We start from the raw sequence: 12076 nt of genomic DNA on the forward strand, positions 1-12076 counted from the left end.
TCTGCAAGGCATGGTCCGGCGAGCCCGGACGCTTCAGATCAAACCCGCTCCACCAAATGCCGGGACCAAACAGCTAGCGCCGACCGGCGCGCCATCCGCGCAGCGTCTCAGCCCTGGACGCCGGGCGTCCCCGTCCCGCGCACCGTTTCGGCGTAGACGTCGCCGAGCCGGCCGAGCACCACGGGCTGGCTGTAGCGCGCCGCGACGCGCTCCCGGGCCGCCGCGCCCAGGCTGGACCGCCGCTCCGGGTCGGCGGCGAGGTCCAGGATCGCCGCCGCCAGGGCGTCAACGTTACCGGGCTCGATCAGCAGCCCATCCTGCCCGTTCGTGATGAGTTCGGGCAGGCCGCCTACGGTCGTCGTGATGACCGGCAGCCCGGCAGCCATGGCCTCGAGAACGCTCATGGGAAGCCCCTCGTTGTAGGAGGGCAGCACGTAGGCGTCAGCCTCCTCCAGAAGAGCGGCGCGGCGGTCTGCACCGACCCATCCCTCGAACGTGACGCGATCGGCGAGCCCGAGTTCGACCGCAAGGCGCCGCGCCTCGGCGAGTTGCCCGTCGCCTCCCACAGTCAAGGAAAGCGGCACGCCGGCCGTCGCCGGGTGCGCCAGCGCTTGCAGAAGATCGAAGATGCCCTTGCGCTGTCCAAGGGCGCCAAGGAAGAGCAGCCGGATGGTGGCACCGGGACAGCGCGCCGTGGCGGGCGGCAGGGTCACGTAGTTCGGCACCACCACGACGCGCGCGTTCGGTGCGATCTCCTCGATGTAGGCTCGCCAGCTCTCCGAGAGCACCAGAACGCGCGTTGCGCGCTCGAGCTGACGCGTGATGGCGGCTTTCTGGGCGAGTGCTTGGGTTTCATAGAACGACTTCATCTCCGAGCCGTGGAGGTGGAGGAGAACCGGGATCCCGCGCCGCCGGGCGAGGCGCGCGAAGAGGGATTTGCGCCAGAAGCTGCCTCGCATCGCCGCATGGACGTGGACGAGTTCGACCCGGCTGGTCGCGAGGACGCCGGCGAAGCGGGCGAGGGCTCCCAGCAGGACCAGTTGCCGCCGCACGGGGCCGTGGTCCGTGTAGGAATGGATCAACCGGATGTCCTGGGCGGCGATGAACCCGTCCGCGACGTAGCCCTCGACCACGCTGCGCATGCCTCCGCGGGCCGCGTTCCAGATCATCACCTTCATGGATAGCGGTCCTGCGTGCGGCGCGGTCAAGGGAGCGCCTGAGTGAGCGTCGAGGAGATCCCTTCCCCGCGGAGAAAGCGGACCGGCAGGTCACCGGGCGGGAGCAGCGGCGCCGCCGGATGGTCGCGGGCGGTAAGCTCACCCCGGCCAGCGGGCGCTGGCACCTGGCGTCTATGGCGGTGCCAAGTCGTGGGAAGCGAACGGACTCGGGAGCGTGCTCGATTTGAAGGGGTCCGTCCTCGGATTCGCGATCGGGCTGCGACCGAGGGCGTTCTGCCGGTCCTGGTCCGAAGCCGTCGACGGGAGGGGAGGAGCGGATGCCCGCTCCGTGTAGGCCGTGATGAAACCAAGGTTGAGGATGGAGTCGTTCTGGCGTCGCACGATCTCCTGGACGCGGCGGGCCGTGCCCATGTCGGAGGCCGCGACGCAGAGGCGTGCCGCATTGCCGAGCCCGACGCCGACCGCTCGACGTTGCGGGCCGCTGGCTGAGCGCAGAAGCTTGATGACCGGGTCGAGCGTCGCGTTCGGATCAGCCGTGATGATCTCGCGGACCATGATGGACAAGGCCTCCTCGCCGGCAGGGAAGCGCTCGAGCAAGCCCTCCGGCCGAATGAGGAAGTCTTTCACTCGTGTCACGGTCTGCGACAACGGCCGGTCGGTGCAACGCGCCTCGGCTTCGCCCGTCACGAGGACGGCGAAGAGGACGGTTGCGGCGACGCGCGGGAGCAGCATGGCGGACCTACAGCGGTTTCGACGGCGGAGTGGCCCTGAGCGCCGGACCGCCTCGAAAGGAGCCCGCCCACTCGGCGGACGAGATCGTCGAACTCCGCGCCAAGGCCCTGTTGCCGTGCGACGCCTAGCACGGATTGGGCCGCACGATCCAGGCGCGATCCTTACAGATTGGCGAGCGCGATCCGTGTCGTTCCGATCCATCATCGCCCGGGTCCGCCCCACCAGCGAGGCTGCCGGGCCAACGACGATGATCCCGGCACCATCGATACGGTCTGGTGGGGCGGCTGGCCGAATTCGACGACGGAAGTCATTGACGGCCGCGCCACGCGTTCCGGCTCGCTCTAACCTGCGGACCTGATGGCCGTTGCCTGAGCATACGAGCGGCGTCGAGGCAGACGGTGCAGCTCAAGAATTCTTACCGGACCCTCGACGCCGCCCCCGCCGACAGGAAGTGCGGCTTGCAGTTAGTAGAGCGAACCGCCTTGGCGGGACGCAGCGCTCCTTCGCGCTTCCGACACCTTGACCACTCCGGGCCAGACGTGGTGGAGCCGGGGGCTGGGCGCCGTGACAAGCTTACCGAGGCGCGCATAAGCCACGGTGATCCAGAAGATTTCGCCGGCCGCGGGATCGACCATGATCGTCTCGCTTATCGCGCGCAGCGTCATCAAGACCGTCACAGCCACCCAAAGGACGAATTCAGGATCGCGGCAGACCAGGATGCCGACGAGGGCGCGCCAGATCAGGAGCGCCCAGATGAGGCCGCCCAGCAGAAGGCCCGGCAGGCCGAGTTGCAGGCGGAGATCCAGATAGGTGCTGTGAGCGTGGGGGGCCGGCCAGCGCAGGACGGCGAGCACGCCCTCGGCGAACGAGGGCGTTCCCCAGGCGCCATGGCCGTACCCCCAGAACGGGCGTCGGTCGATCATCGACTGCGTGAAACTCCACACATCGGTGCGGCCCGTCAGCGTCGCGTCACGGCCGGCGAACTCAAGGGCGCCATCGTTCAGCGAGGCCGCCGCCAAGACGAGAAGGCCGATGCCGAAGGCCGCCGCGATGATCAGGGCAAAACGCTCCTCGGGCTTGGCGGAGGTCATGAACAGGCAACCGAGCCCGACTCCCGTGGCGAGGGTGGCGGCGATGAGGGCCGTCACGGAGTTCGACATCAACAGGGTAATCATCGCGCCGAGGCCGAGCGCGACGAGGACGGAGCGCCACAAGGCGCCGGTATAGAAGCCGTAGGCCGCAAAGACGAGGGCAAGTGCGGCCACGGTGCCGGTTGTGTTCTTGTGCGAGAAGGCGCCCCGCCAAGCGCCGCGGAAGTCGATCGTGCGGCTGAGTCCTGGCACGGCGACGGTGACCGCGATCGAGGCCGCAACGCCGACGAGCAGCGCGACGCACAACAGCCGGACCATCCGGCTCGGCTGCAGCATCTCGGCGAGGTAGAGCGCGACCAGGATCGCGATCAGCATCCGCCCCGTCCGGTTGAACGACCGTCCGGGTGCCTCGGACCATGCCGCGGTCATGAAGGCCCACGCGACGAAGAGCAGGAGCGGCCAGTTGCGCGCAAGGGCCGCGGCCATCGGCCCCGGGGCGAGAGCGTAGAGCCCGACGATGATCGCCGCGATGACCGTGAGGATCATCGAGGTCATCCCGCTGTCGGGAACCGGCACGCCTAGCGGGTTCGCCGCGGTGGGCGCCGACAAGTACGATTCGAGCGGAAAGAAAACGCCCAGGATCGGCAGCAGGAGGATGCCCAGCAAGGTGGCGAAGCGGACGTTGTCAGCCGTGATCTTCATAGCGATGCTACTTCCAGCGCGTCGAGCGGGGGCGGGCCGGTCCGCCTTGGGCCGGATTGCAATCGGGAATCGGCCCCGATCCGATCATGACCCTCGGGTCGGGGCCGTGTCGAGACTGCCGGCGATGGCATGCCAGAGGGGCTTGCGAATCATCGACTCGTCGTAGGGAAGCGGGCGGGCCGGCACGCCGTCCTTGCGCCGCCACTGGTCGTCGTTCAGCCACGTGAGGCGGTCGGACAACCCCCAGGTCAGCAGACCTTTCACGGCCGGCTCATCCAGGGCGACGTCGAGGTAGGTCCGGGCGTAGTCTGCGACCTTGCGGTCGCGGGTTGTCGTTTCCGCCTCGAGGCTTCGGTCCGCAACGTCGAACTCGGTGAGCATGATGTCGAGACCCATGGCCGCCAGATCGGCGAGGAAATGGCGATAGCGCTTCGCGTCAAACGGATCGCCGACCTGGAGATGGGCCTGCAAGCCTATCCCGTCCACGAGGTTCTGCCGCCGCAACGACTGGAGCAGAGGCAGGACGTCGCGACGCCGCTCCTCATGCGAGACTTCGGACGATTCGAAGGCGAAGTCGTTGTAATAGAGCTTCGCGGTCGGATCGGCCTCGCGCGCCGCGCGGAAGGCAGCGGCGATGTAGCCCCTGCCCAGGGCTTGGAGGAAGGGGCTGTTGCGCAGCGCCCCGGGCTGCCTGTCCTTGTGGAAGATAGCTTCATTGACCACGTCCCACTGGGCGATGCGGCCGCGGTAGCGCCCGACCACTGCTCGGACATGCTCCTCCATCAGCGCAAGCCCACCCGGTTCGCGGAGGGCGTCGGGCACCCAGCGCGGTGGGTTCTGGTGCCACACAGCCGTATGCCCGCGCAGCACGAGGCGGTGCTCGGTCGCAAAGTTCATGAGCCAGTCGGCACCCGCATAGGTGGGCCGGCCGCGCACGGGCTCGGTTACCCCCCACTTCATCTCGTTCGTCCCCACCAGGGCGTTGCAGTCGCGGAGAACTGCCTCCCTAAGGGCAGGCTCCGAGCGCAGTTCGCGTGAGGTGACTGCGCAGCCGAACAGAAGGCCCTTGCGCGCGGCCCGGGTCTTCAGGCTGTCGATGTCGGCCGACGCAGCGCTCGGAAGACCGGCGGTCGCACCCGCGGCTGCGAGTCCCAGAAGAGTCTCGCGGCGGCTCGGATCACGCTGAATCATGAGGTCTCCCGGACTTCGTGGATGGAGCGCATGTCTCGCACCGGGTCTGGGCCGAAAGACGGCATCGAACCGGCGGATCAGCGCCGCAGGGCCGTGCGCAGGAAGACGACGTTGTCGCGCGCTGCGTGCCTTGCGAGAGCCAAGATCGCGAGACCGTAGACTCCCGCGAAGGCGAGGCCATACAGGATGGCATCGGCCGCCTCGATGCCCGTCGGGCTCGGAGCGGCATGGCGCAGGACCTCCGCCGAGACGAAGCCGGCGGCGGAGGCCAGGAGCGGAAGCCCAAGCGGCGCGACGAGGTTGCCCCAGGATAAGCCCAGGTACCGCAGGGCAGCCGCGAGGGTCAGGGGCGTCAGGAGCGCGAGTGCGACCGCGTACAGGATCACGAGGGCGACGACGCTGCCAGTGGGAACGAGGTAGATCAGCGGCAGGACGAGAAGCGCCTTGAGACTGCTCAGCCTCACCAGGGCCTGCGGCTGGCCGATGGCTGTCAGGAAGGGACTGCCGAGGAACTGGATGGCGTGCAGGCCTCCGAGCAGAAGGAGTGGCGTCATCAGGTTCTCCGCGCCGGCCCACTTGGCGCCGAAGGCGATGTGATTGATCTCCGGTGCCACAGCTGCGAGAGCGAAGAAGGCTGGCGTCGCGGTCATCGCCACGAGGGACACGCATCGGAGAAAGAGCTGCCCGACGCGGGTGCGGTCGTCGGCGATCCGCGACAGCATGGCGAGCGCGACGTTGGACACGCTGGTCTGCAGCAGTTGGATCAGGAGTTGGTAGAGGCGGGACGCGACGGTGTAGAGGCCGAGGGCCGTAGGGCCGTACTTCAAGGCGATGATGAAGTCGACGCTGCGCATCGTCGCGAAGTCGATGTAATATTCCGCGACGACGTTGAGGCCGAACCGCCCGAGTTCCTTGGCTGATTCCGGTCGCAGTTCGCGTCCGGGTGTCCAGACTGGGCGTACCCAGAGCCACACCGCGCTCACCACCATGGTCACGGCGAACTGCAGGATGAGGGCCCAAACACCGAAGCCGAGATAGGCGAGCCCGATCCCGGCTGCGCCGCCGATCCAGGTCCCCGCGAGGGTACGCAGCGCCAGGGGCCGGTAGTTCATTTCCCGCCGGTACATCGCCTCCTGCAAGGCGGTCACGGTCATGAAAGGCGCGATGGCCGCCCCTCCCGCCAAGTAGGGCGCTATCTCGGGCTTGCCGAGGAGAGCAGCAAGTTCCGGCGCGAGCAGCACGAGGCCCACTGCCAGCAAGATCGATGTACCGAGGGCGGTATAGAAGGGCAGATTCACGTCCGCGGATGACAGCACTGGCCGTTGAACCAGGGCTACACCAAGGCCGAACTCCGCCGTGAGGTGGATCAAGGTTAGGAAAAGAAAGACGAGTGCCGCGAGGCCGAAGACTTCGGGCTTCAGCAGCCGCGCGAGGGCCACGAGCACGATCACGCTGATCAACCTGCCGCCCCAGTTTTGCACGACGGACCAGAACAGAGCCGTCATTGCGCCTCGGCGCAGCCCCTCCTTTTGGCTCATGTTGGATTCCATCCTGCGCGAGGCCGCGCGCGGCCGGCGCTATTTGGCACGAACGGCGGAGGGAGGCCAGGGGAAGGCTCGCCGGCCGACCGGCGCTGTGGTGCGCCGCGTCGAAGTGGGTTATGGGGGGCCCGCCGTGCTACGGGTCACGGCGTCCCACCTTTGATGGACCTCGTCGTGCAAGCCCCTTCAACGACACCGCCCAATCCCGCGCGCACGAGTGAACCCGCCCGTCCCGTCGGCCAGCCTGCGTCCTGGACGATCATCGTCCTCACCGTCCGCGACCCGCTTACGGACTTCCGCCTGCCGCTCGCCCGCGAACTCGCAGCGCTCGGCCACGACGTCCTCTACGTTTTCCTGAAGCGGCACCCGAAGGTGACGCGCCTGTCACCTCTGCCCTCCGAGACGCGCACAACGAGCGTTCCCGCCCTCATAAGGGAATTGCGCCACGCGGCTGGAACCGGCCGGCGCACGCTCATCCTCAACTCGACCAACCTTGTCATGCCGACTCTGTCGGTCCTGCTGCGGCTACTGGTGCCCGGACTCTGGTGCCTCGACCTGCACGACGACCTTCTCTACGACTCCACGGGTTGGCGCCGACTTCGCGGGCGCGTCGCCTTGGGCGCGCTCGAGCGATGCGCCGACATGGCCGTCCATGCTGCGCCGACCCTGCGCGAGCTTTTTCCGGCTTCCCGGCATCTAGGCAACGCTTCCGACCTTCGGCCAGTCGTTCGGACGGGCTTCGACGCGCGGCGCGTGCTGGTGCTGGCGAGCGTGGACGCCCGGTTCGATTTCGAATTTGTGGCCCGCTCGGCCGCACTGGCGCCCGATGTCACATTCGACATCCATGGCCAAGTCTCGCGGGGAGATCCAACCATCGCCGCACGGCTCACGGCGCTGGCGAGGGCGCCGAACGTCGTCTACCGCGGGCCCTACGACAACGCTGCGCTTCCGAGCCTCCTGGCCGCCTACTCGGTCACGCTCGCGCCCTACGTGGCCGGTTGTAGCCTGACGCGCTACATTGACCCGCTGCGCTACTATCACTGTCTCAACTCGGGCATGGAGGTGGTCACCACCGACATCCCGGCTGCCGAGGCGCTGCGCCCCAGCCTGCATGTCGTCGCGGACCCGGAGACCTTCGTCGCGACCCTCGTGCGCCTCGGCGCGGATCCGGACGCGCGGCGCAATGACGGCTCGATGGCGCTGACGCATAGCTGGGGCGCCAAGGCGTGCCGGCTAATGGAGATTGCCGCCCAGGCGCGAGGAGGAGCCGATGGCTGAAGGATCGCGGCCCGAGACGGGCCGGCTCGCGGGCCGCTCGCTCACCATCTACCTGCCGGATCTGTCAGGCGGCGGCACGGAGCGGCTCCATGTCGGCCTCGCGGCGGCCTTCCGCGACGCCGGGATGTCCGTGACGCTGCTCCTTGATCGGCGGCAGGGCGAGCTTCTGGAGAAAGTGCCGGCCGGTGTCGCCATCGAGACTCTCGGCGCGTCGCGCCAACTCAAGGCGCTGCCACGCCTCGTGGCCTACCTACGCCGGACACCGCCCGACTTCCTGGTTCCCAACACCGAGCACATGAACGTCATGGCGCTCCTCGCCCGACGCCTCGCGGGCGCTCGCACCCGGGTCGTGGCGTGCCAGCACAACGCCTTCTCGGCTCAGGCGGAACGTTCGGGCTGGCAGTTCAAGGTCCTCCCCGTGATTTCCCGGCAGGTCCTGCCCCTGGCGGATGCCGTTGTCGCGGTTTCGCAGGGCGTCGCCGAGGACTTGGCAGCCGCGGCCCGGCTCGACCCTAGCCGTGTCACCGTGATCTACAACGGCGCGATCGGCGGGGACTTCGACGCCAAGGCCGCTGAGCCGGTTGCTCACCCCTGGATCGGCGCGGGGGACCCTCTGATCGTGGCTGTCGGCCGGATGGCGGCCCAGAAGGACTACCCGACCCTGCTCGAGGCCTTCGCGATCGTCGCGCGTTCCCGCTCGGCGCGCCTCGTCATCCTGGGCGAGGGCCCACTGCGAGCCGAGCTGACCGCCCTGGCCTCGCGCCTCGGGGTCTCGCACCGGATCGACATGCCCGGCTTCGCCGCAAACCCGCTGCCGATCATGCGGGCGGCGGACGCGCTCGTCCTTACCTCCCGCTTCGAGGGCTTCGGGCTCGTGCTCGCCGAGGCACTCGCGCTCGGCACGCCGGTCGTCAGCACCGACTGTCCGCACGGCCCGGCAGAGATCCTAGACGGCGGCCGCTATGGCCCCCTCGTTCCCGTGGCCGACCCGGCCGCGACGGCCGACGCGATCCTGTCGGTCCTCGCCACGCCGCCCGACCCGGAAGCCCTGCGGGCGAGGGGGCGGAGCTTCTCGCTCGCGGCGTGCGCCGAGCGTTATCTCGAATTGTTCGCCAATCTGGTCGCCCGGACCTGAATGCCTCGCACCTGAGGCGACGGGCGTCGATCCGACGCCCTCGGAAGGCGATCGAAGCGTCTATGAACGAAGGCCCCAGGAAGACGCCTTCCCGGAGGCCGGATTGCCAGATGGTTAATCCTGCGCGCCTTGCGCACGCGGGGTCACACCCGCGCGCCGTTCAGAGGAGAAAGCTCCCCGACGTCAATGTGGTCGACACCTGATTTAGCTCGATCTCGAACGTGACGCCCGTGCCGTCCGTGCTGGCCTGGATGATCGTGTTTCCGTCCACATCGACGAAGGAGCGGACCTGTCCGGCGGACGTGAAGCCTGCCGACCCGATGAAGCTGAAGGACTGGTTGCCGTTGTTGGCATTGCCGTCCGCGTCGATCGCCGAGAGGACGATTCGGTCGGAGCCCTGCTCCCAGTCCATGATGCGGTCGCGGGTGGCCGCACTAACGCCACTGTCGGACACGGACCGGAACTCGTAAGTGTCCACGCCCGAGCCGCCGTAGAAGAGGTCGCGGCCGAGATTGCCAAACAGCAGGTCGTCGTCCTCGCCACCTCGCAGGACGTCCGCGCCCGAGCCACCGACGAGAACGTCGTTACCCTCGTTGCCCCACAGGATGTTGTTGCCGGTGCCGCCAGAGATCGTGTCGTTCGACGCTCCGCCCCCAAGAAATTCGTCCGTTGCTTCCCCCTTAGTTTAGTTGATGAACATTCTTGAGCATACTGATTTTCCAGTTTGAAAACAGCCAGATGTAAAAATTCACACGCGTACAACGCTTAAAGGCCGCTCAAGATATGGCTACCCCTTCGTCGCAGTGTAGATAATTAGGGTCCAGATACGCTGCCAGCTGTAATTTCCGCCGATTGTTAACCATCTTTGGCCGGGATCGTCGGCTGGCGCGGAGAGTACGGATCAACGAGGCTTACGACGTCGGGATAAACCACCTGCGTGCTTGAGCGTGCGGCGATGCTCGGCATGGCGACGAGGAGGAAACCGTCCAGACCTCTCAAGCAGGACGGAGGACGGCGGTGTCTTCGAGAGATGCTTCGCGGCGATCCTAGGCGCTCGACGGCATCCGCTCGGTCGATGGCCAGAGCTCTCCGTCCGAGTCAGCGTTCGATGGACACCCTATCAAGCCGGGACGGACCGGACCTTCGCGGTTGTTGCTCGTCCGCCACGCCGGGGCGGGATTATGGGGATCGTCAAAATTTCGCACTGAATTGATGCGATCAAGCGCCTATGATGCCGCGTGGAAATTCGGGTGGTGGTCGCCACCGTCGAGTCCGGCCTTCGTGCCTGCATCATCGCGACTGATAGAAGGGCATCGCCGCTGTGAGAAGATCTGTTTGCCTGATTGTCGGCTTGCTGACGATGACTCTCATACAAGAGGCGAGACCTTCTGATATGCCGCGTCGCGTAGGGTTTGCGTCTGCGTCTGCGTCCGACATCAACCTTGCCGTCCCGATTAGGAAGCACAGGATCGCCTCATCGCGCCGGCGGACCCTTTGCCAGGAGAGCGCCACATCCGTGACGCTGCGATGCGACCCCAGCGTCCTGTATGCGCCGAATCCGCGAGATTATGCGGCCTGGAATGCCTACACGACCCCCCTTGGTCGCCAGAAGAAGCCGTATGACGAATTTTTCCGTTGGTGAATGCTATCGAAAACGGCGTCTTGCTTAAGAGAGAACTCACTGAATTTTGTGTAGAGGGCAAATGAAGACGAGCAGAGCGACCGGAATTTGATCTCGAGTATACACAGAATAGAGGCTAACCGTTTGTCGACCTCAGGCAGTACAGATCGTGACGCTTTGACTAGGCATCCGCACTCGGGGCCGTTGTCTATAGCGTTCCACGGTGTTTCCGCGTGCCTTGTGGCGGTGGTCGGCCTCCTGGCATCCGCATGTTCGTTCGTGCCCAGCGACGGGCCCGACGGCTCTTCCGTGCGGAACGGTTCTCAGGTGACGGTCGAGGACGCGGTCGGCATCGTGGGCTACGCGATCGTCAAGTTGAGCCCGACAGCGATCCGAACCGCCAACGAGGCGACCGAAGCGCGGATTCCGAAGTTTTCCTACGTCGGCGGGGGAGCACGCAACGTCGTCGTGTCAACCGGAGACATGGTGGCCATCTCGGTGTTCGAGGCGTCCGGCGGAGGGCTGTTCATACCAGCCGATAACGGAACCACGAGCCGGCAAGGAAATTTCGTCAACATCCCGGTGCAGCAGGTCGACTCCTCCGGAAAAATCAGTGTGCCCTTCGCCGGGGAGATTCGTGCATCGGGTCGGAGCACGCAGCAAATCTCAGAGGAGATTAGAGGGCTGATTGCCAATCGTGCCGTGGAGCCGCAGGTCGTCGTCACCGTGACGGAACGGCGGACCGGCGGCATCAGCGTCTTCGGCGACGTCAATCTCCCGTCGCGACTGCCGCTGGAGCCGGGCGGCATTCGAATCCTGGAAGCGATCGCGCGGGCCGGAGGGACGAGGAGCAACGCGTTCGAAACGATTGTGACCTTGCAGCGCGGCGGCAAGACGCAGCAGGCCGTCTTGAGCAATATCCTGAGGAAGCCCAGCCAAAATTTGCTGCTCGGGCCCAACGACTCGGTTTTCCTCTCGAAAGAACCGAAATTCTTCGTTGCGCTGGGTGCGACCGTCAATCCCGGCTCCCTCGGCGCCCTGAACAATCGCAGGTTTCCCTTTGAGACGGACAATCTGACCTTAACGGAGGCCATGGCTAGAGCCGGCGGGTTGGACGCGACGCGAGCCAATCCGCAGCAGGTCTTCATCTATCGGATGGAAGAAAGGTCGGCCTTGCGCGATCTCGGCGTCAATCTGGAGGTCTATTCGGGTCCTCGCGTGCCGACGATCTACACCGCGGACTTTACCCGTCCAGATGCTTTCTTCCTGGCGAGCGATTTTTATATGCGCGACAAGGATGTTATTTTCATCTCCGAAGCACCAAGTGTTGGCTTGTCTCGCTTCACGGCGGCCCTGTCAGGGCTGAGTGGAAATGCCTCCGCGGTCTCGACCGTGGTCACTCCCAGGTAATCGAGGGAAAGGCTACGGGTCAGACGATCCCCCATGGTAAGCCTGACCGCCGAGTGTTAGAGATCGCAAGACGGCTTCGGGAGACTGACTTAGTTCCTCGGGCTTCGGCTTCGTCTTAGCTGTGCAGTCCCGCAGTGTGGTGGCATCAGTTTAGCTGAGGTCGCTGCATACCGGGAGGCGTTATGGGACATGTTCTT

The 12076-nt window shown here is 66.2% G+C and carries 8 protein-coding genes and 1 pseudogene; 3 read left to right on the forward strand and 6 right to left on the reverse strand.

Annotated elements, in window-relative coordinates:
* Window positions 1–107 precede the first annotated feature (107 nt).
* From AC6EUL_RS22140 to AC6EUL_RS22160, 5 genes are all read right to left on the reverse strand, one after another.
* Complete coding sequence (locus AC6EUL_RS22140) at window positions 108–1178, reverse strand: glycosyltransferase family 4 protein (RefSeq protein WP_499872727.1); 1071 nt, start codon at window positions 1176–1178, stop codon at window positions 108–110.
* A 171-nt stretch (window positions 1179–1349) separates the two neighbouring features.
* Window positions 1350–1910 (reverse strand): hypothetical protein, encoded by a 561-nt coding sequence (locus AC6EUL_RS22145; protein ID WP_499872729.1) that lies wholly within the window; start codon window positions 1908–1910, stop codon window positions 1350–1352.
* A 464-nt stretch (window positions 1911–2374) separates the two neighbouring features.
* On the reverse strand, window positions 2375–3703 hold the full coding sequence (locus tag AC6EUL_RS22150; RefSeq protein WP_499872730.1) for an O-antigen ligase family protein: 1329 nt from the start codon (window positions 3701–3703) through the stop codon (window positions 2375–2377).
* Window positions 3704–3787: 84 nt separating this feature from the next.
* A complete protein-coding gene (locus AC6EUL_RS22155; RefSeq protein ID WP_499872732.1) occupies window positions 3788–4894 on the reverse strand; it encodes an endo-1,4-beta-xylanase in 1107 nt (368 codons plus the stop codon).
* A 77-nt stretch (window positions 4895–4971) separates the two neighbouring features.
* A complete protein-coding gene (locus AC6EUL_RS22160; RefSeq protein WP_499872734.1) occupies window positions 4972–6399 on the reverse strand; it encodes an oligosaccharide flippase family protein in 1428 nt (475 codons plus the stop codon).
* 198 nt (window positions 6400–6597) lie between these two features.
* On the opposite strand from AC6EUL_RS22160, the gene AC6EUL_RS22165 reads away from it, so the two are divergent.
* On the forward strand, window positions 6598–7713 hold the full coding sequence (locus AC6EUL_RS22165; RefSeq protein WP_499872736.1) for a glycosyltransferase family protein: 1116 nt from the start codon (window positions 6598–6600) through the stop codon (window positions 7711–7713).
* Complete coding sequence (locus AC6EUL_RS22170) at window positions 7706–8848, forward strand: glycosyltransferase (protein WP_499872738.1); 1143 nt, start codon at window positions 7706–7708, stop codon at window positions 8846–8848. The genes AC6EUL_RS22165 and AC6EUL_RS22170 overlap by 8 nt, the downstream gene beginning before the upstream one ends.
* A gap of 160 nt (window positions 8849–9008) precedes the next feature.
* On the opposite strand, the pseudogene AC6EUL_RS22175 reads toward AC6EUL_RS22170, so the two are convergent.
* A pseudogene (locus AC6EUL_RS22175) lies at window positions 9009–9488 on the reverse strand (M10 family metallopeptidase C-terminal domain-containing protein); the annotation flags it as partial.
* A gap of 1308 nt (window positions 9489–10796) precedes the next feature.
* Between AC6EUL_RS22175 and AC6EUL_RS22180 the strand changes: the two are divergent.
* Entirely contained in the window at window positions 10797–11879 is a 1083-nt protein-coding gene (locus AC6EUL_RS22180; RefSeq protein WP_499872739.1) for a polysaccharide biosynthesis/export family protein, read from the forward strand.
* Window positions 11880–12076: the final 197 nt, after the last annotated feature.

The sequence above is a fragment of the Methylobacterium sp. 001424705 genome (genome assembly GCF_059816145.1).